The sequence below is a fragment of the Winogradskyella helgolandensis genome (assembly GCF_013404085.1).
GTDB lineage: Bacteria > Bacteroidota > Bacteroidia > Flavobacteriales > Flavobacteriaceae > Winogradskyella > Winogradskyella helgolandensis.
In genome coordinates this window covers 186,030-205,167 of record NZ_JABFHO010000002.1, presented here as the reverse complement: position 1 = coordinate 205,167, position 19,138 = coordinate 186,030, and the positions used below count along the sequence as shown (strand labels likewise).

The following is a 19,138-nucleotide window of genomic DNA, read 5'->3' as shown; positions in this document are numbered from 1 at the left end:
TTAAGAGGTTTTGTTTTTTAGCAAATACATTTTATAACCGACTCATACTGTGAATTTGGCAGTAGAGACAGCGTGTTTTTTTGAATTAATGAATGGTGGCCTAATGGCTTAATTAGTGATATCCACAGAAGTAGCTTCTCCGAAACCAATAAGTCTGTCGTAACGAGAACCCAAATCTCTGTAGTAAACTAAAACTTTATAATTGTTTTCAGTTTGCCAAAAGTTGCCGCTGATAGCGCCTTCGTCTATATCTCCTGTTTTTTGATCCACGGTCACGAATTTGTAATTGTAAAATCCTTGTTTCAGCAGCATTATAATTTCGTAGCGTTTGCTTTCAGGATTATATAGCATTTGGGTCAAAGGTTCAATGGTGTAATAATTAAAATTACCATACACGTGAATGTTCTTATCCTTTAATTCGTCTTGCAATAATGAAAAATGGACCATAACATAATCCGCTTCAATATCTGGATTGTCTCTATCGATTACCGTGACTAAGAAATTCCCATTAATATCTGGATTGTAGGTGTATGGTCTGTTTTTTCGACTGATATTAGTATATAAATAGTTGTGGTATAAGTCTTCTAATTCTATATATTGGACACCAACATTGGCAGCTCTAACATCTTTGTTTTCAAAAAATAAATATTCGTTTCCACCCCAAAAAGCAGATTCAGTATCATAACGATAAATAAGTTCATTACCCAATGTATATTGAGGTTTGAGGTCGGTGATTGCTGTGTTAAGATTGTTATTCTGAATAATGACGGTTTTAATGGTTTCTAATGGGTTATTTAGATTGGTGCCATCAGTTGTAATAACGAGATCCACAGATTGTTTTTCTGCAATTACCTTTACATCTCTAGAACGTTTGACACTTACTCCAACATTAGCTCCGTTTTCATAAACCATAAATTTTCTACTGAACATAAGTTCGTCATAATCATCATAAATGGAAATCATATAGTTTCCACTTTTTAATAAGCCACGTGTTTGTGTATTTGGTATTGTTAAATTGTAATGAGAATAAATTTGATAGGTGTTAAAAGAATTCTCGTAATCTAAAATCCGTTGATTGTCCAAGCCACTCAGGTATTCTGATTTTACAAGATTTGAAGGAGTCCAATCAAAATTAAAATGCTCTATGACGTAGTAAAAGTCTTCTTCGTTACCCGTTAGGGCGTCAAATTCTAGCGTTAACGATTCACCAAGTTTTAGGACGGGTAATTGACCTTCTGTAGTGTTACTTTTAAACGTAATTGTTTTAATAAAATCTGGTGGATTAAGCTCTTTGGCCACTTGAGAAAAAAGAATTGTAGGAAATAGTATAAGAAGTAAAAGTGTAAAAAATGTAGTTTTCATTTTATTTAGAATCTTAGCGTATAAATATAATCAAAATCTATGCCTTAACACAAGCCTGCTATTTATAATGATTACAAATAAAAAAGTTGCTCTATTTTGAGCCTTAATTAAGCATTAATTTGTAGATTTGCACCGATTTTTAGATAACTAATCTTTAAAAGATATGTCAAAAGACATCAAAATTAAAAAGGGTTTAGATATAAAGTTGATTGGTGAAGCCGAGCAAACTGTAGAGAATGCTATTGTTAGTAATTTCTATTCTATTAAACCTGAGGATTTCCACAGTATTATTCCAAAACTTGTAGCTAAAGAAGGTACACATGTTAAAGCAGGTGAAACTTTATTTTACAACAAGGATAATGAAGCAATGAAGTTTGTTTCGCCAGTTTCTGGTGAGATAACCGAAGTGCAGCGTGGACCAAGACGTCGTATAGACGCTATTAAAATAACAGCAGATAAAGAACAAACTTACACAGATCATGGTAAGTTTGATTTAGCTTCGGATGCAGAAAAAACTAAAGCACATTTGTTAGCTTCTGGGTGTTGGGCATTTATTAAACAACGTCCTTACGATGTTGTAGCAAAAGCTGATAGAACTCCAAAAGCGATTTTTGTTTCGGGTTATGCAAGTGCACCTTTGGCTGCAGATTTAGATTTTACTTTAAAAGGTAAAGAAGCTGAATTGCAAGCTGCGGTAACAGCATTGTCTAAATTAACAGAAGGTGGTGTTCATATTTCTGTTGGTTCAAATTCTAATTCGCCTTTAGCAAATTTACAAAACGCAATTACATATAAAGTTTCTGGCCCACATCCTTCAGGGAATGTTGGAACCTTAATTAATAAGGTTAATCCGGTTAATAAAGGTGAAACGGTTTGGACGGTGAATGCACAAGACCTTGTAATTATTGGTGAGTTACTATTAACAGGGAAGTTTAACGCAGAACGAATAATTGCTTTAGCAGGATCTTCAGTTAAAAAACCACGTTATTTTAGAACAAAATTAGGTTCTGAAATTGCAACAATGGTTTACGATAACGGAGTTGAAAGAGATGGTAATGATCGTTTTATTTCAGGAAATGTATTATCTGGAAAACGTGTTCAACCAGATGGTTATTTAGATTATTACAGTAATGTGATTTCTGTAATTCCTGAAGGTAATGACTACGAGTTATTTGGTTGGAATAAACCAGTATTTGATAAAGTTTCTAACACAAGAGCTTTAACTTTTTCTTGGTTAACACCAAATAAAAAATACGACTTAAGCACTAATATGAATGGTGAGCATAGAAATTTTGTGCTTACAGGTAATTACGAACAAGTTTTTCCATTAGATATTTATCCGATGCAAATCTTAAAATCATGTTTGTATAAAGACCTAGATGAAATGGAGGCTTTAGGTATGTACGAAGTTGCGCCAGAAGATTTTGCTTTAACAGAATTTGTATGTGTGTCTAAACAGCCACATCAGCAAATTATTAGAGCAGGCTTGGATTTAATGTTAGAAGAAATCGGTTAAAAAATAGATAATGGGTTTAAAACAAAACTTACATAGCTTAAGAGAAAAATACAAAGGAACTAAGATGGCTCCGGCCTTCAATGCCTTACATACTTTTCTTTATACGCCTAATGATACTGCACATGGTGGTACACATATTAAGGCAGCGGATGATTTAAAACGTACAATGAACACGGTAATTATGGCCTTAATTCCGTGCTTAATCTTTGGTATGTTTAATGCAGGTTATCAGCATTATGTAGCAGCAGGAGAAATAGAAGCTGTTACAAGTGGTTTCTTTAGTAGTGAATTCTGGACCTTACAGAATTTTTCTTTAGGCTTTTGGAAAGTGCTACCAATACTACTAATTTCTTATGGTGTTGGGTTAGGTGTTGAATTCTTATTCGCAGTCATCAAAGGACACGAAGTTGAAGAAGGGTACTTAGTAACAGGAATGTTAGTGCCATTAATTGTACCAATCGATATTCCATTATGGATGTTAGTGGTTGCTGTTGTTTTCGGTGTTGTTATCGGGAAAGAGGTTTTTGGTGGTACAGGGATGAATATTTTAAATCCGGCATTAACCATTAGAGCCTTCTTATTCTTCGCTTACCCTACATGGATGAGTGGTGATAAAGTTTGGGTAGAAGGTGCTGTAGAAAGAACTAAAGAAATTGCAAATGGCTCAACAGCCGATGCTATTTCAGGTGAAACTATTTTAGGTAGCTTGGCGCAGTCACATGGAGTTGATTATTCGGTAATGGATATGTTTTTTGGTTTTATTCCTGGTTCCATAGGTGAAACATCGACATTGTTAATCTTGTTAGGTGGTTTATTTCTGATTTTTACAAAAATTGGAAGTTGGAGAATCATGCTAAGTTCGGTTATTGGAGCTTTAGTGATGGGATATATCTTTAACCTAGTCGTAGCCGCAGGATGGATTACAGATACAAGTAAGTTTTATGGATTAATGAGTACTGAGTTCTGGCACCATTTATTAATTGGTGGTATGGCATTTGGTATTGTTTATATGGCTACAGATCCGGTAACGGCATCTCAGACTAATAAAGGAAAATGGATTTACGGTTTCTTAATAGGTTTCGTATCTATTATGATTCGTGTATTTAACCCAGCGTATCCAGAAGGAGTCATGTTAGCTATATTGTTAATGAATGTGTTTGCACCTACTATAGATCATTATGTGGTACAAGGCAATGTGAAAAGAAGATTAAAAAGAGCAAAAATAAAAACAGCTTAAATTATGGCAATCGATACAGATAAAAATAGTTATACCATTATTTTTGCCATTGTTATGGTATTAGTGGTGGGATCTATACTTGCAGGACTTGCTTCAGGCTTAAAACCTTTAGTGGATGCTAATAAACGTTTTGAAAAACAACAGAATATATTGTATGCCATGGGTATTAATGCCAATGAAGGTACAAGTGATGTTGCTTTTATTTCTACGGATAAAGTAGAAGACGAATTTACCAGTACTATTACTAAGCAATATGTTATTGAAGGAACTAAAGTTTCTGAAGATTCTGAGGCTTATTTAATAGATATTAAAAAGGAGGAAGCTAAAGCTAAAGATCCTAGTTATACAAGAAAATTACCTTTGTTTGAAGGTGAAAAAGATGGTCAGCCAATCTATGTTATTCCAATTAGAGGTAAAGGATTATGGGATGCCATTTGGGGATTTGTTGCCGTTGATAAATCTATGACGGTACAAGGTGTGTTTTTTGACCATGCAGGTGAAACACCAGGTTTAGGTGCAGAAATTAAACAACGTTACTTTATGGATGATTTCGCAGGAGAGCATTTATTGAATGATGCAGGTGTTTATGGAGGCATAAATGTAGCTAAAGGAAATGCAGATCCTAAGAACGAAAGGAAAGACGACAATGCAGTAGATGCCATTGCAGGAGCCACAATTACAGGTGATGGTGTAACCGCAATGATTAAGAAAGATTTAAAAATGTACGTGCCTTATTTTAAGACATTAAACTAATAAATGTATGGGACTTTTATCAAAAAAAGATAGTAAACTAATATTAGATCCTTTAGCGGATAATAACCCAATTACCATTCAGGTATTAGGTATCTGTTCGGCTTTAGCGATTACAGCGCAGTTAAAGCCATCAATTGTAATGGCAATTTCTGTTGTCTTTGTACTTAGTGTTGGTAACGTGGTTATTTCTTTAATGCGAAATATCATTCCTTCTAAAATTAGAATTATTGTACAATTAATAGTTGTTGCAACCTTGGTTATTATTGTCGATCAAGTATTAAAAGCATTTGCTTATAGTTTAAGTAAAGAGCTTTCGGTATTTATTGGTTTAATTATTACCAACTGTATAATTATGGGGCGTTTTGAAGCTTTTGCATTAGCAAACAAACCATGGCCATCATTTTTAGACGGTATAGGAAATGCAGCTGGTTATGGCTTAATCCTTATTATTGTTGGTTTCTTTAGAGAACTCTTAGGTTCAGGAACTTTATTTGGATTTAAAGTCCTTGGAGATTCTGTGGAAAAAACGGGATTATACGCTATTGGCTATGAAAATAACGGATTTATGGTATTACCTCCTATGGCTTTAATAGTAGTAGGTTTAATCATATGGGTACAACGTAGTAGAAATAAAGAATTAATAGAAGACTAAATTAGTTTATAGTTACTAGTTGTTTGTTGATAGCATTATCCAACAACTAAAGACTAACAACTAAAAACAAAATATATGGAACATATAGAATTATTTTTCAAATCGATATTTGTAGACAACATGGTTTTCGCATACTTCTTAGGTATGTGTTCTTACTTGGCTGTGTCTAAAAAAGTATCTACAGCCGTTGGTTTAGGAGCTGCGGTAATTTTTGTATTGGCTATAACGGTGCCTTTAAACTGGTTATTAGATCAGTATCTATTACAAGAAGGTGCATTAACATGGCTAGGTCCTGAATATGCAGATTATGATTTAAGCTTTTTATCTTTTATCATGTTTATTGCTACTATTGCTACCATGGTTCAGTTAGTTGAAATCATTGTAGAGAAATTTTCGCCATCATTATATAATTCATTAGGTATTTTTTTACCATTAATTGCAGTAAACTGTGCCATATTAGGTGGTTCATTATTTATGCAATCTCGTGAAATTGAAACTTTAGGTTTAGCACTTAATTATGGTATTGGATCTGGAATCGGTTGGTTTTTAGCAATTGTAGCTATCGCAGCAATTAGAGAAAAAATTAGATATAGTAATGTGCCTGCACCTTTAAGAGGGTTAGGAATTACATTTATTATTACAGGCCTTATGGCTATTGGTTTTATGAGTTTTGGAGGTATGCTTACAGGAGGAGAAGAAGAAGCAACAGAAGAAACTGTAGAAAATACGGTGGGCATGGTTACAACTAGTGCAGATGAGAATAGTGAGGCGTCTAGTCTTGTTATTGAAACAACAAACGATACGGATAAAAATTAATAAGGAATATGGTATTAGCAGCAAGCACAATAGGAACGGTCATCGCTACAGTTGTCGCGTTTTTAGTAGTTACTTTATTATTAGTATCGCTTCTACTTGTAGTGAAACAAAAACTGTCTCCTTCAGGGCCAGTAAAAATTACTATTAACGGTGAACGTGAGATTGAAGTTGATTCAGGAGGAACCTTGTTATCAACATTAGGTAACCAAAAAATATTTTTACCATCAGCATGTGGTGGTGGTGGAACATGTATTCAGTGTGAATGTCATGTTTTATCTGGTGGAGGTGAAGCGCTTCCAACTGAGACTCCTCACTTTTCTAGAAAAGAATTAGCACATGGTGCACGATTATCTTGTCAGGTAAAAGTAAAGCAGGATATGGAAATCACCATTCCTGAAGAAGTATTTGGTATTAAGAAATGGGAAGCGACTGTAGTTTCAAACTATAATGTAGCAACATTTATTAAGGAATTTGTTGTAGAAATTCCAGAAGACATGAATTATAAGGCTGGTGGCTATATTCAAATTGAGATTCCTCAATGTGAAATAAAATACGCTGATATGGATGTGTCTGCACACCCAGAAGATCACCCAGGAGAACCAGATAAATTTAAGGCAGATTGGGAAAAGTTTGGATTATGGCCTTTAGTGATGAAAAATGATGAGCTTGTTGAACGTGCTTATTCTATGGCTTCCTATCCTGCTGAAGGTAGAAAAATAATGCTTAATGTACGTGTAGCAACACCTCCTTTTGATCGTGCCAAAGGTGGATGGATGGATGTAAATCCAGGAATTGCTTCATCTTATATTTTTAATCAAAAAGTTGGTGATAAAGTAACGATTTCAGGACCTTACGGTGAATTCTTCATCAATGAGTCTGACTCAGAAATGTTATACGTTGGTGGTGGTGCAGGTATGGCGCCAATGCGTTCTCATTTATACGAATTGTTTAGAACTATTAAAACAGGCCGTAAAGTAACGTATTGGTACGGTGGACGTTCTAAAGCTGAATTGTTCTACATCCATTACTTTAGAGCTTTAGAAAAGGATTTTCCGAACTTTAAATTCTATTTAGCATTATCAGAACCATTAGAAAGTGATAATTGGAAAGTAAAAAAAGATATTCACGATGAAGAAGGTGATGGTTTTGTAGGATTCATTCACAACTGTGTAATTGATAATTATTTAAGTCATCATGAAGCACCAGAGGATATTGAATTATACTTCTGTGGACCTCCATTAATGAACCAAGCCGTTCAGAAGATGGGTGAGGATTTCGGAATCCCTGACGAGCATATCAGATTTGATGATTTTGGAGGATAACAATCGTATACTTTAAAATCTATAGAAATAGAAAAAGCCAATACTTTATAAGAGTATTGGCTTTTTTATTTTAATATATTCTCTTGTGTAATATGAGGCTTTTAAGCGTGATATATGTACAAGTAATTAGAAAATTACCTTCTGTTTGCAGCAACATTAGCTGGTTTAATATCTCCTTAAAACATCGTACTTAATTGACTTCTTCTAGTATTCCTTTTAAGCTATTAAGAGAAATAGGTTTTAAAATGTAATTAGATACATTTTCGTAGCGTTTAGCCCGATTTAAGTCTATTGGATTAATGGATGAACTTACAATATAAATCGTAACCATTTTATGGCTTTTAATCTTAATAAATTCATCTAGGAATTCCCAACCATCCATAATGGGCATGTTGATGTCTAATAATATCACATCAGGAAGTACTTCTCCAGTATTCATTATCGGTTTTAAATTATTTAAAGCTTCTTGTCCATTCTTAAAAACCATAAATGAATTGCAGAATTCTGAGAGTTCCATCATTCGTTTTGCTCCAAAAATAAATATTGGATCATCATCGATAATACAGGCTACGTCTATTTTAGTCATGTTTTTTTAAATGGATATAGAAGGTTGTACCTTCATTAACTTTACTTTTAACTTCAATTTTTCCTCCAATGGCTTCCACTTGATTTTTTGTTATAAATAGTCCTATACCTGTAGAATCTTCATGTTGATGGAATGTTTTATACATGCCAAATAATTTGTCACCATATTTTTTTAAATCAATACCTTGACCGTGATCTGTAATTTCTAAAATTATAAAATCAGTGTCAGTGCTAGTTTTTATTTCAATTTTAGCAGGTTCATTTGGCTTTTTATATTTTATAGCATTCGTTAAAAAATTCAATAACACACTATCTAAATATGCAGGAACACCTTTAATGAGGATATCTGGTTCAATAGCTATGGAAACTGACGTTTTAGAATCTAAAATAAGTGCAGAAATACTTGACATTGCTTTATTAAAACTATGCAATAAATTTAAAGGTTCGGTTTTTAAATCTTTTTGGATATTTATAGCCGCGACCTCGTTTAAGTGAACTACAGTATCTCCTAAATTACTAACAGCCTGCTCTATTAATGGAAATAATTCATTATTCGTCGTTTCTGGCAAATCCATTTTTACGATATCGAGCAGCATATCTAAATTACCGTAATGTGATCTTAAATTATGAGAAACAATATGTGCAAAATTCAATAATCGTTTATTTTGGTCTTCAGTAGTCACTAATAATTGTGAAACTTTTTTGCTAGTTTTCTTTATTTCAGTGAGGTCATTGATTTGAGCTACGAAATGCTGTGGTTGATTATTACTATCTCGCACAATTGACGTGAATAATTGTGTCCAAATAGTTTCACCTTTTTTATTTATATAGCGTTTTTCAGTTTCAAAGTAATCAAGTTTACCATTAAGCATGTCTATCATGGCTCTTTGTCCTTTGCGGAGATCTTCAGGATGGCTGATATCCATAAAAGTGTGCGTTCTAAATTCATCTTTAGTGTAACCAAAGGTTTGACACAAGCTTTTATTCACATCAATCCAGTTGCCTTCTAAATCTAGAATAGCCATTCCAATTAAAGCGGTTTCAAATGTTTTTCTCAGTTGCTGTTCTTTAAATGCTAGAGCATAAGAATCTTTTGTTTTTTTATCAATATCTTGAAATAAGCCCTGAACCTTTATGCATTCATTATTTTCAATTATTGCTGTGCCAATGGCTCTTACCCACTTATCTTTTCCTGTTGCAGTAACTATTTGCACTTCGATATCATAGTCTTCGTGCTTTTCTATACAATCTGTAAATACTTTAGTGATTTTATTTAAGTTATCACCATTTTTGTAAAATGAGAGCGCAAGTTCAACAGAAGGGTCATAGTCTATAGGAACTTCATGGATTTTTTTTGTCTGAGAACTCCATGTAATTTTTTCAAGTTTGGTGTTAAATTCCCATGTGCCAATAGCAGCATGTTCTTCAATAAAATTTAGCAATGACACCTTGTTGTTTTGAGGCGTGTTTTCTTCAGGAGTGTACAAAATATGTAGGATAAATGGGATTTAAGTAGTGCAAATGTAACTTTTAAATTTGACTCTCAGAGATTTAGCTGTAGTTTTTGACGTTGAGCAAGTATTTTAAGTAAGAAAATTAATACGTTATTTGTATTCCATAATCAAATAAACTGAGGTGGTTTCTCCAATATTTAGGACCTCATGAGACGTAATCGAATCTTTACTAAACGTATAACCAGTCGGCACATCTACTTCGCGAGTTCCTGAATTGTCTTTTATTCTGAATTTTCCTCCAACTAAAGTATAACCAACATGTGGATTGTGGTAGTGTTTCTCGTGCCCAACGCCAGGTTCAAAAGTGCATTTAAGCACTCTTAGTTCTTTATTATCTTCTAAAACCTCGCAAACTGCATGGCCTTTCCAACCTGCTTCTAAAGGATCTGGTAATGGATGTTTGTTTTTACAGCTCGATAGACCGATGGCGATAAGGAAAACAAGTTTAAAACCAGTTTTGTTTGTCATTCAGTTGATTTGAAAGCAAGATAAGAATTTCAATAGGATTAGCTATTGCTTTGTTTAGATTTAGAGATAGCATAGTATGATAATAGTATGCTTTTTTAATGTGATTTCAAGACATCTAAAACTATTGTTATTTTTCAATACCATAATCAGTTAGTAAAAAAATTTATCATGTGAAATTATAATTCGCTATTGGTTTCGGCAATGATTCTAGCCTTTGATCAATTCCTTTTGATTTCAAGACTTCAAATGCGCTAGTTAAAGGACTAAATCTATCAAAACGGACAACTCTTCCTAACCAAAATTTCATGCTGTCATTAGCTGTTTCTGAAATATCAGATATCAAAATCTGCTCTATTGACTTTACAGCAATATCTCCATTTTTGGCAAATAAACTTAGGGTAAGTTTATCCTTGAGAAGATTAGTTCGTATTTGGGATAGTGTTTCTTTTTCAAAAGTCTTGTTCTTTTTACTCTCGTTCCAATTGTTAATTTGTAAGGCAATGAGAATGCCGATAACCACAAGGATGATTTCTCCGAAAGCATAAAGCAGATATTTTGAAGTTCTGTTTTCTTTAATCATGTTTTGTCTTATTTTTCTAAAAAAATTTATCATAATTTTATTAGCTAAGATTTTCTAATCTTTAAAAACTTACCATAAGTTAATTGCCTCCAAAGCCATTCTAATGGACCATATTTAAAATAATTGAGATATAAGGTGCTAAATGCAACCTGAAACAGAAAATAGGCGATGGCAATAAGTGTTATCATGGTAAATCCCATTTTACCAGCCCATCCGAAACCAATACCATAAAAAAAGGTGATGCCAAAAACAGTGTGTAAGATATAATTAGTGAAAGCCATTTTTCCTGCGGGAGCAAGCCAAATCAATAGCTTGGGTTTTTTTATAAAAAGTAATGCAATTAATGCCGCATACCCTAATGCGGTTGGTACAGTGCCCAAAGCATAGCTTAGCGTGTTAAGAAAGCTGTTGATTTGATTTTGTTCCCCTAAAAATAGAAGGTACGCTCTCCAGCCGCTCATAGGTAAACCTAGAAGTAAACCGTAAAGCGCTATTTTTTTTAGAAGATTTACATTTTGTAAAAGATTTTCATTCAGTATTTTACGTCCAGCCCAAAGACCGATAAGAAAAATTCCAAAAACTTTAAAAACACGACCTTCTTCGAGGATCATTGACAAGCGTAGCCATGAATTGCCAAGGTTCATTTTAAAAAAAGCAGACCAGTCTTTATTGGTTAATTCAAATTCCACATCATTCCAAAGTTTACCATCCCACTCTACTTGAGGGAAGCCGTAGTTTTGCCATGAATCTATACTTTTTTCATGAAAAACATCAGGATAATTTATGCCGAAGTAAGAAATAATGAACCAATTTAAAATAGGTAGAAGGATGAGTATGGTGGCAAGCATTAATAATTTCTTATCTGAAACGTTGATGAATGGAATTATAGCAAAGCCTAAAAGCGCATAGAGTGTTAAGATATCACCTAGCCAAAATCCAATTAAATGAATTAAACCAAAAACCATTAACCAGAACATACGTTTAGCAAAAAATGGAGCAAAAGGCTTGTTTTGACTACTTAATTTATGGTATTGTACAAAGCAGCCAATGCCGAAGAGTAGGGAAAAAATAGAATAGAATTTACCATCAATTAACAAAAAGGAGATAAATCCCAAAACCCCATCAGAAGGACATACAAAAGCCGGATCCCTGTAACTTTCTGGGAAAAAGAAAAGTCCTGAAAAATAAACGATGTTAGCCATAAAAATGCACTGTATGGCAATGCCGCGAAGGACATCTAAAAAATGAATGCGCTGGTTTTGTTGTATAGGAATAGTATGGTTTTGGTTGGTAGTTTCTATCATAGTTTATCTTTTTCCAATTATTTGTTCTCAGTTGTTTTTCTGATTATTTATCCATTGATTTATATTGTCTTCTAGCACGTTTAAAGGAATCGTTCCACTACCCAAAACAACATCATGAAATGCTCTGATGTCAAATTGCTCTTTAAGGGTGTCTTCTGATTTTTTTCTAAGTTCTTTTATTTTCAGTTCGCCAATTTTGTAAGCTAGAGCTTGTCCAGGCCAAGCAATATACCTATCAACTTCAACCGAAATGTCGTTTTCGTTTTTGCCAGAATTCTGTTTAAAATAGTCGATAGCTTCTTGTCTTGTCCACCCAAAGGCATGGATGCCAGTATCAACTACCAATCTCATGGCACGCCACATTTCATAAGTCAATTGCCCGTATTTAGAATACAGATCTTGGTACATACCAAGTTCTGATCCAAGACTTTCAGAATACAGTCCCCAACCTTCAATAAATGCCGTAAACCCAAGCATGGTTCTAAACTCTGGAACGTTTTCTAGTTCTTGGGCAAGTGAAATCTGTAAGTGATGACCAGGAACCGCTTCATGAATAGTTAACGCTTCCATCTCCCATTTGGGTCTCGATTCTAGTTTATAAGTATTCGCATAGAAATAGCCTGCTACACCAGATTGCAGAGAACCTGGATTATAATACGCCGTTGTAGTCGCTTGCTCTGAATAAGCAGGCACTTTTTTTACACCATACGGAAGCCTTGGTAGTTTTCCAAAAAGTTGGGGCAAGACAGGATCTATCTTTTTGCAAATATCACGATAAGCCGAAAGCAATTCCTCAGGCGTATCAAAATAAAACTGAGGGTCTTCTTTAAGGAAGGTGTTAAATGCATTTAAGTCTCCATTAAAGCCTGTGTCTGATTTCACCTTTTCCATCTCAACCAATATTCTTGCTACTTCTGATAGGCCGATATCGTGGATTTCCTGAGCGGTCTTATTTGTGGTGGTATGAAACTTTATTTGCGCATTGTACCATGCCGTTCCATTGGGTAATTCACTTAGTCCATAGCTTTCTCTAGTGTTTGGCAAATAGGTGTCTGTCATGAAAACTTTAAACTTATCAAAAGCTGGGTTAACACTTTTGGTAATGATAGTTTTAGCCTTCTCTTTTAAGGCATCATGTCCTTCTAAGTTGATAAATGGTGTGTAAAAAATGCTTTCTTCAGGAGTTTCAGCTATCATGCTTTTTAATTGTTCGGGAACTTGCACAACTGTAGTTCGTGGCATCACAATTCCTTTTTCTATGCCTTCTGACAAGGTTATTTCAATGTTTTTTAAAAGTCCTGAAATCCCCTCAAGTCTTGCTATAATATCTTCCAATGCCTTTGGTGAATTCGTTGGCATCATTTGAATAATTGCAGGTATGTACGAATGAATGCCCTGAATTTGATCTATTATTAAATATTGTTCTGGAAACTGGCTAACTAAAGCATATTGGTCGCCAACAGAGCGATTAAAGATGCTGAAGTTGATTTTATCTTCTTCCGTTAGATTTTCAAGATTAAACCAGTCTTTAGAGTCGTTAAAAATCCTTAATTCCGCTAAGTTTTTTTTTGTGCCTTCAGGTGAAACATCATCCCATAAATGGTTGTATCCTGGTTTACCAAAAAAAGTAGCCATTACAGGCGATGCTTCTAATTGGTTTTCGGTATAGACTTCAAAGAGCACTTTTAAACGTTCATTTTCGTTACTGAAATTTTTATTATCCTTAATGTAGCTCAGTTTTTCAGTAATATTACCATCAGGTAATTTTGTGTTTTGGGCATGTCCTTGCTTAACAGTTATAAGACATAAAGCTAAGCTTAGAATTAATAAGATGTTCTTCATGATTTTTTCATTTTGTAATTGATTTAAAATTATTTGAATTACATTTTCTCAGCATCTGCCAACTTCTTAGTATCTGCATATTGCTGAAACTGAATTATTTTTCCGTCTTTAAGTGTGTAATGATGCGCTACTTGTACAGAATAACTTTCATCATTTTTAGAAATAATTTCGTAGCGTAAAGTTGCCAATACTTGATTATTACTCATCTCATGTAGATTTACATCTTTTACTGCGAATGATTTATACAAAGGGCCAATTCGTGCAAATACACCATTTAAGACAGCTTCTGGACCAATGTATGGATTACCGTCTGCCAAGGAATTTCCTTCAGCTTCGTTCCATACAATTTTTTCATCCATTAAACCAAGTACGGTTGGAATGTCTCCTTTTGCAAACGCTTGGTAAAGACTATCGATTACTATTGAATTAATGGTATCGGTTTTTGTGTCTTGTGCAAATCCATTTAAAATAATGGTAATAAGGAACATTGAGACTAATATTAATTTCATAGTTTTCATGTGTAATGGGTTATTAATTATTATTTTGATTTATGCACTTCCAATTCAATCTCTATCATAAATTCTGGTACTGCTAGTTCTGTTACACCAAGCCAAGAACCGGTTGGAAATTGTTTTTTATAAATCTCGGTTCTGTAGGCTGCGGCTTCTAAAAATTTTGGCATATCCGTTGTAAAGACATCTTCTTTCACTACATCATCAAACGTACAACCATAATGTTTTAATATTTTTTCTAAATCGGCATAGCAATTTTTCATTTGTTGTGCTAAATCGCCAACCGCTGTTGGGTTGCCTTCATCATCCATACTTACAGCTCCAGAAATTTTAATAGAATTGCCGATTTTTACAGCATGCGAGTAACCAAAAGCTTTTTCTACTTCTGGTCTTAACAAGAAGTATTCTGGTGTTTCGTCTTCAATAGTGATTTTATTTTCAACTTCATATACTTCTTTAGGCTTCTGTTCACAGCTTTGTGATACAAAAATTAAAGTGAGAACCAATAGAGTTAAGAATGATGAGCTTGATAATTTTTTTAGAGTTTTCATATGAGTTGGTTTGGTTTTAAATTGTCGTTTTCAGTATAAAATATTGTCAAACACTTTTTCTAAATAGCGTTCGCGTTGCGAGAAATATTTATCGGAATGAAAGACCTCAAGAATTTCTTGTTTTAAATCCGCTAATTCTTTTAAAGTATACTCGTGTTGGTTGATGGTATCTTCTATTTTTTCAAAACAACTGTCTTCTTCATCACAGCTAAACTCGTTGTATATTTTGTTGAAAGTAGTGTCATCTGTTTTTGACTTTATAAGTGCGATTTCTTCTTCTGCTTCATGGTGGTCAAATTTTGAGCACAGCAATAACATATAAATTTTGAATTCTGCTTTTGACCATTTTGATAAATCATTTTTCATGGTTTTATTTTTTTTAAGAGTTGTATTGATTTAGTGTTTTAGAAACGGATGGAGACGGTAGTCTTAAGTCGCGCTCTGCCATCTGGTTTTGATAGATGATTTTGGTGGCGTGTTTTGGTTTTAGTGCGTGCAGGCAAAGGGAAATAGGTGTTATAAGCAGCGACTGAAGCAATTAAAGCCACTTTTTTTACTTTTAGAGAACGGTTAACCTCGTCCAAAAAAATCTCTGTTTCTTTTATGGTAGAATCAAAAAATTTAGTTCTGACATCTGAAAAGTTTAACGGAATGAGTATATCACCAATAATACCTGCTTTATCCATTCTAATTTGATTTTAATAATTGATACAATTGTTTTGTTTAGCAAACGCTATGTATTCAAACCCATAGTTGTTATAGGTTTTATTGTGTTACAAGTTGCTATTAATCATAACAAGCAAAATCAAAATGCTTAGGGTAGTGGGATTTGCTTTGCTAAAACACGGTTATAGGGTGTGTTTTAACTGTAGCTAATTTAGGTTTTAATAGAGGAGTTGACAATCACATGTTAATGTGATATTGGGTGGCAACTTTTTGTATATTTGGGACTTAGCTATTAATTACAACCATTATTTTGAATTTATTAAAATCACTGTGCGCTTTTGTTCTGCAAATGAGCTTACTCTTTGTATGCTATAGTGTCTATGCTCAAAATCCATCCCAAATTGATGTGCTTACTACAGATGATGGCTTGCCCTTTAGATCCATTACTTGTATGGCTCAGGATAAAAATCAAATGATGTGGTTTGGTACGGAAGTCGGCTTAATACGATATGATGGTAATAATTTTAAGGTCTATAATTCTGATAGAAGTAATCCTTTTTATATTGAAAATGAGCAAATAGGAGGTCATATAGAAATTGATGACACAGCTAATATATTATGGTTTTTTGCGAATTTAAAATTGTATAATTTAGATTTAACCACAGATAAAGTTACTGCATTTAATGGTTCTCACGGTATCAAAGGAGACGTTGTAAATTTACTTAGAACTGAAGATGGTAGTATTTGGATTAAGACAGAAGACTATCTCACAGCAAACAAAGGTGAAGCCAAACATTATCTTCAAAAATTGATTAACGATAAATTTGAAGTTAAGGCCACAGTATCAAGAATTCAAAGTGGTAACAGTACGTTAACTAAAGACAGAAAAGGACACATTATACTAAATTTAGATCAAGGTTCTTTTAAGTTTAATGCCAATGGTGAACTGTTAGACACCTACAAATTATCGACTTTTAATTGGCAAGGGAATGTCTCTAATTTTACGCTTTCATATTTTGATAGAAATAATAAACAGTACTTTTTTTCTCAAAAAGAATTTGGGATTTTTACTTTAAGTGAGGGTGGTCTAAGTTCAAAACACATACTTAATAACGGTGTGCTATTTTACCAAGGCATACAAGACGATGAAGATCAGATTTGGTTTTCTGGTGATACGGATCTATTTCGAATGGACACAAATGGGGTTTTTAAGGATTATACACAACAGTTGATGTCTACATTAGAATATTCAAAAATCAATATGCTTTTTATTGATGCTAACAAACTACTTTGGGTAGCAACAGACAATGGTTTATTTAAAATACGTATAGAAGATGGGCTGTTTACAAGTGTATTCGCTTCTAAGAACCAGGGATGGGGAAATACAATGCGTGGTATTTTTGAAGATGCCAATGGAACTATCTATGCTAAATCTGAGAGTCGAAACAAAATTCTATTCAAAACTATTAAGGGTAAAATTGACACACTACATCTAAATCTTAAAAAAAACGCTTTAGAAATTTCGCAATACGTATCTATTTTTTATGCGCTAGATGACAATAAAAAAAATGCATTCACTTTAGGTCTGGGCTTAATGAAAATTAATCTAGAAACTGGAGCAACTAAGATTTATGATGAGTTTAAATCTAGTATAAATTTAAGGAGTCAAAATCCAATAATAAAACTCAGAAATGGAAAATTATTATTCGGACAGAGTTTGTCTCAACTTATATTATTTAATCCTGAAACCGAAGCGTATAGTATGCCATTTGAAAATAAGAATATAGAAAATGATTTTACTGATTTTAGATTCTTTAAGGAAAGTAAAACAGATGGTGTTATATGGATTGGTACACGCAGTGATGGCTTGCTAAAAGTTAATATGAATGGCGGTGTTGAAAACCAATTTTCTAAAGACACTAATCCGAGAATTTCACGAAATTATATTCTGGCTGTTGATGAAGATTTAGAGGGGAATACATGGATTGGCACCTATGGTGGTGGTCTAAATTACTTATCAGCAGATGGAAAAACGATAAAAACTTTTACTAAAAATAATGGTTTGCCAGATAATAATGTTGTTGGTTTTTTATTTGACGATAATCAAAATATGTGGATTAGTACTTACAATGGTTTATGCTATTTTAACCCAACCACAGAAGTGTTTCAGAATTTTTATGCTGAAGATGGACTCACACATTTTGAATTTAACTATTCGTCGTTCTATAAAGATAGTAATGGGAATTTTTACTTTGGCGGCATGAACGGATTGAATAAGTTTAAACCAAACGAAGTTCTAAAGCAATCTGAGACACCAAATATGCGATTTACAGAGTTTTCAGGTTACAATAGCAAAACTAAAACTGATTTTAAAACTGATTTTAATCAAACTAAATTATCAACTTTAGAAATTTCACCTTATGATCAATATTTTGAGGTCAACTGGACAATGCCAAGCTATTTTCAAAATAATAAAAATACATATAGCACAAAATTAGAAGGTTTTGAAAATCGTTGGTTTTATCATGGAAATAGTTCTTCAATCCGATATAACAAATTGCCGGCAGGAGATTACGTATTAAACGTAAAAGGTAAAGATTCAAGAGGCAATGAAAGTCCTTCAATTTTGTCCATTCCGATTACGGTTAAACAAATATTTTATAAGAAATGGTGGTTTATAGCATTGGCGATATTAGCAGTTATAGCTATCATGTACTCCATTTTTAGATATAGATTTAAGCAAGCTTTGGCCATGGAACGTCTTCGGACTAAAATATCTAGTGATTTACACGACGATGTTGGGTCACTGTTGTCCGGTTTAGCCATGCAAACCGAACTTATGGAAATTAATGCCAGTGAAGCCGATAAATTGAAACTTCAAAAGATTGCAGGAATTAGCAGAAATGCCATTTCACAGATGCGAGATCTGGTATGGAGTATTGATAGTAGGCGTGAAACGGTTAATGATTTAATTGAGCGTATGCACGAGTTAGCAGAAGAGTTATTGTTACCAAAAGACATCGCGTTTCAAATAGATAGCTCAAGTATTAGAAATCCTAGTAGAAAGTTAACAGCACAGACTAAGCAGGATATATTTTTGATATATAAAGAGTCCATAACCAATGTGTTAAGGCATTCTGATGCGACACATGTCAAAATAGCTTTAACTAATACGTTCAAGGGTTGTGAGTTTACCATTAAAGATAATGGAAGTAAAAAGGAGAGTTATAAGTCAACCGGTTTAGGCTTATCTAATATGGCAATGCGTGCTGAAAAATTAAAAGGAGATATAGAATTTAAGACTGAAAACGGATTTGGTGTGCATCTTCAGTTGCCATTTAATTTGTAAAATCACATCTTAATGTGATTGTAGCGCATTTTTAAAGTCATAACTTTACTAATGAAGAATTATCACATGTATAGCTTTTAAAATTGTGATAACATATAAGCCTTTCGCC

18 protein-coding genes are annotated in these 19,138 nt (G+C 33.6%); 7 read left to right on the top strand and 11 right to left on the bottom strand.

Annotated features, from left to right (window positions below):
* Positions 1 to 108: 108 nt before the first annotated feature.
* A complete protein-coding gene (locus HM992_RS19610) occupies positions 109 to 1,362 on the bottom strand; it encodes a type IX secretion system plug protein (RefSeq protein ID WP_179321273.1) in 1,254 nt (417 codons plus the stop codon).
* Positions 1,363 to 1,525: 163 nt separating this feature from the next.
* On the opposite strand from HM992_RS19610, the gene HM992_RS19605 reads away from it, so the two are divergent.
* The 6 genes from HM992_RS19605 (at position 1,526) to nqrF (ending at position 7,658) form a co-directional block, all read left to right on the top strand.
* On the top strand, positions 1,526 to 2,878 hold the full coding sequence (locus HM992_RS19605; RefSeq protein ID WP_179321272.1) for a Na(+)-translocating NADH-quinone reductase subunit A: 1,353 nt from the start codon (positions 1,526 to 1,528) through the stop codon (positions 2,876 to 2,878).
* Between the two features lie 10 nt (positions 2,879 to 2,888).
* Positions 2,889 to 4,115: an NADH:ubiquinone reductase (Na(+)-transporting) subunit B gene (locus HM992_RS19600; RefSeq protein ID WP_178983524.1), complete on the top strand. Its 1,227-nt coding sequence runs from the start codon at positions 2,889 to 2,891 to the stop codon at positions 4,113 to 4,115.
* Positions 4,116 to 4,118: 3 nt separating this feature from the next.
* The gene (locus HM992_RS19595; protein WP_178983525.1) at positions 4,119 to 4,868 is read left to right on the top strand and encodes a Na(+)-translocating NADH-quinone reductase subunit C; all 750 of its coding nucleotides are present in this window, start codon (positions 4,119 to 4,121) and stop codon (positions 4,866 to 4,868) included.
* Positions 4,869 to 4,875: 7 nt separating this feature from the next.
* Positions 4,876 to 5,520 (top strand): NADH:ubiquinone reductase (Na(+)-transporting) subunit D, encoded by a 645-nt coding sequence (locus tag HM992_RS19590; protein ID WP_178983526.1) that lies wholly within the window; start codon positions 4,876 to 4,878, stop codon positions 5,518 to 5,520.
* A gap of 75 nt (positions 5,521 to 5,595) precedes the next feature.
* Positions 5,596 to 6,336, top strand: a complete 741-nt coding sequence (gene nqrE / locus HM992_RS19585) for an NADH:ubiquinone reductase (Na(+)-transporting) subunit E (protein ID WP_229720572.1) — start codon at positions 5,596 to 5,598, stop codon at positions 6,334 to 6,336.
* An 8-nt stretch (positions 6,337 to 6,344) separates the two neighbouring features.
* The gene (gene nqrF / locus HM992_RS19580; protein WP_178983527.1) at positions 6,345 to 7,658 is read left to right on the top strand and encodes an NADH:ubiquinone reductase (Na(+)-transporting) subunit F; all 1,314 of its coding nucleotides are present in this window, start codon (positions 6,345 to 6,347) and stop codon (positions 7,656 to 7,658) included.
* A 190-nt stretch (positions 7,659 to 7,848) separates the two neighbouring features.
* Here the strand turns inward: nqrF and HM992_RS19575 are convergent, their stop codons facing one another.
* The 10 genes from HM992_RS19575 to HM992_RS19530 all read right to left on the bottom strand — a co-directional run bounded on the left by HM992_RS19575 (position 7,849) and on the right by HM992_RS19530 (position 15,700).
* The gene (locus tag HM992_RS19575; RefSeq protein WP_178983528.1) at positions 7,849 to 8,244 is read right to left on the bottom strand and encodes a response regulator; all 396 of its coding nucleotides are present in this window, start codon (positions 8,242 to 8,244) and stop codon (positions 7,849 to 7,851) included.
* Positions 8,237 to 9,730, bottom strand: a complete 1,494-nt coding sequence (locus HM992_RS19570; protein WP_179321271.1) for a sensor histidine kinase — start codon at positions 9,728 to 9,730, stop codon at positions 8,237 to 8,239. Before HM992_RS19570 ends, HM992_RS19575 begins: the two co-directional genes overlap by 8 nt.
* 117 nt (positions 9,731 to 9,847) lie before the next feature.
* Positions 9,848 to 10,225 (bottom strand): cupin domain-containing protein, encoded by a 378-nt coding sequence (locus HM992_RS19565; RefSeq protein WP_179321270.1) that lies wholly within the window; start codon positions 10,223 to 10,225, stop codon positions 9,848 to 9,850.
* A gap of 166 nt (positions 10,226 to 10,391) precedes the next feature.
* The gene (locus tag HM992_RS19560) at positions 10,392 to 10,805 is read right to left on the bottom strand and encodes a DUF6090 family protein (protein ID WP_178983220.1); all 414 of its coding nucleotides are present in this window, start codon (positions 10,803 to 10,805) and stop codon (positions 10,392 to 10,394) included.
* Between the two features lie 44 nt (positions 10,806 to 10,849).
* Positions 10,850 to 12,109: a DUF418 domain-containing protein gene (locus tag HM992_RS19555; protein ID WP_179321269.1), complete on the bottom strand. Its 1,260-nt coding sequence runs from the start codon at positions 12,107 to 12,109 to the stop codon at positions 10,850 to 10,852.
* Between the two features lie 27 nt (positions 12,110 to 12,136).
* Positions 12,137 to 13,951, bottom strand: coding sequence for a DUF885 domain-containing protein (locus tag HM992_RS19550; RefSeq protein WP_179321268.1), 1,815 nt, complete (start codon positions 13,949 to 13,951; stop codon positions 12,137 to 12,139).
* Positions 13,952 to 13,989: 38 nt separating this feature from the next.
* Positions 13,990 to 14,460: a nuclear transport factor 2 family protein gene (locus HM992_RS19545; protein WP_229720571.1), complete on the bottom strand. Its 471-nt coding sequence runs from the start codon at positions 14,458 to 14,460 to the stop codon at positions 13,990 to 13,992.
* Between the two features lie 29 nt (positions 14,461 to 14,489).
* The gene (locus HM992_RS19540) at positions 14,490 to 15,014 is read right to left on the bottom strand and encodes a RidA family protein (protein ID WP_179321266.1); all 525 of its coding nucleotides are present in this window, start codon (positions 15,012 to 15,014) and stop codon (positions 14,490 to 14,492) included.
* Positions 15,015 to 15,044: 30 nt separating this feature from the next.
* Entirely contained in the window at positions 15,045 to 15,380 is a 336-nt protein-coding gene (locus tag HM992_RS19535; protein WP_179321265.1) for a hypothetical protein, read from the bottom strand.
* Positions 15,381 to 15,418: 38 nt separating this feature from the next.
* Positions 15,419 to 15,700 carry a hypothetical protein gene (locus tag HM992_RS19530; protein WP_179321264.1) on the bottom strand — a complete coding sequence of 94 codons (282 nt, stop codon included), beginning with the start codon at positions 15,698 to 15,700 and terminating at the stop codon, positions 15,419 to 15,421.
* A 329-nt stretch (positions 15,701 to 16,029) separates the two neighbouring features.
* Between HM992_RS19530 and HM992_RS19525 the strand changes: the two genes are divergently transcribed.
* The gene (locus HM992_RS19525; protein ID WP_179321263.1) at positions 16,030 to 19,029 is read left to right on the top strand and encodes a sensor histidine kinase; all 3,000 of its coding nucleotides are present in this window, start codon (positions 16,030 to 16,032) and stop codon (positions 19,027 to 19,029) included.
* The last annotated feature ends 109 nt before the right edge of the window (positions 19,030 to 19,138 follow it).

Excerpts from the sequence above, each read along its gene's own strand:
- HM992_RS19610 (WP_179321273.1), bottom strand. The coding sequence starts at position 1,362 with ATGAAAACTACATTTTTTACACTTTTACTTCTTATACTATTTCCTACA.
- HM992_RS19605 (WP_179321272.1), top strand. The coding sequence starts at position 1,526 with ATGTCAAAAGACATCAAAATTAAAAAGGGTTTAGATATAAAGTTGATT.
- HM992_RS19600 (WP_178983524.1), top strand. The coding sequence starts at position 2,889 with ATGGGTTTAAAACAAAACTTACATAGCTTAAGAGAAAAATACAAAGGA.
- HM992_RS19595 (WP_178983525.1), top strand. The coding sequence starts at position 4,119 with ATGGCAATCGATACAGATAAAAATAGTTATACCATTATTTTTGCCATT.
- HM992_RS19590 (WP_178983526.1), top strand. The coding sequence starts at position 4,876 with ATGGGACTTTTATCAAAAAAAGATAGTAAACTAATATTAGATCCTTTA.
- nqrE (WP_229720572.1), top strand. The coding sequence starts at position 5,596 with ATGGAACATATAGAATTATTTTTCAAATCGATATTTGTAGACAACATG.
- nqrF (WP_178983527.1), top strand. The coding sequence starts at position 6,345 with ATGGTATTAGCAGCAAGCACAATAGGAACGGTCATCGCTACAGTTGTC.
- HM992_RS19575 (WP_178983528.1), bottom strand. The coding sequence starts at position 8,244 with ATGACTAAAATAGACGTAGCCTGTATTATCGATGATGATCCAATATTT.
- HM992_RS19565 (WP_179321270.1), bottom strand. The coding sequence starts at position 10,225 with ATGACAAACAAAACTGGTTTTAAACTTGTTTTCCTTATCGCCATCGGT.
- HM992_RS19560 (WP_178983220.1), bottom strand. The coding sequence starts at position 10,805 with ATGATTAAAGAAAACAGAACTTCAAAATATCTGCTTTATGCTTTCGGA.
- HM992_RS19555 (WP_179321269.1), bottom strand. The coding sequence starts at position 12,109 with ATGATAGAAACTACCAACCAAAACCATACTATTCCTATACAACAAAAC.
- HM992_RS19550 (WP_179321268.1), bottom strand. The coding sequence starts at position 13,951 with ATGAAGAACATCTTATTAATTCTAAGCTTAGCTTTATGTCTTATAACT.
- HM992_RS19545 (WP_229720571.1), bottom strand. The coding sequence starts at position 14,460 with ATGAAATTAATATTAGTCTCAATGTTCCTTATTACCATTATTTTAAAT.
- HM992_RS19540 (WP_179321266.1), bottom strand. The coding sequence starts at position 15,014 with ATGAAAACTCTAAAAAAATTATCAAGCTCATCATTCTTAACTCTATTG.
- HM992_RS19535 (WP_179321265.1), bottom strand. The coding sequence starts at position 15,380 with ATGAAAAATGATTTATCAAAATGGTCAAAAGCAGAATTCAAAATTTAT.
- HM992_RS19530 (WP_179321264.1), bottom strand. The coding sequence starts at position 15,700 with ATGGATAAAGCAGGTATTATTGGTGATATACTCATTCCGTTAAACTTT.
- HM992_RS19525 (WP_179321263.1), top strand. The coding sequence starts at position 16,030 with ATGAGCTTACTCTTTGTATGCTATAGTGTCTATGCTCAAAATCCATCC.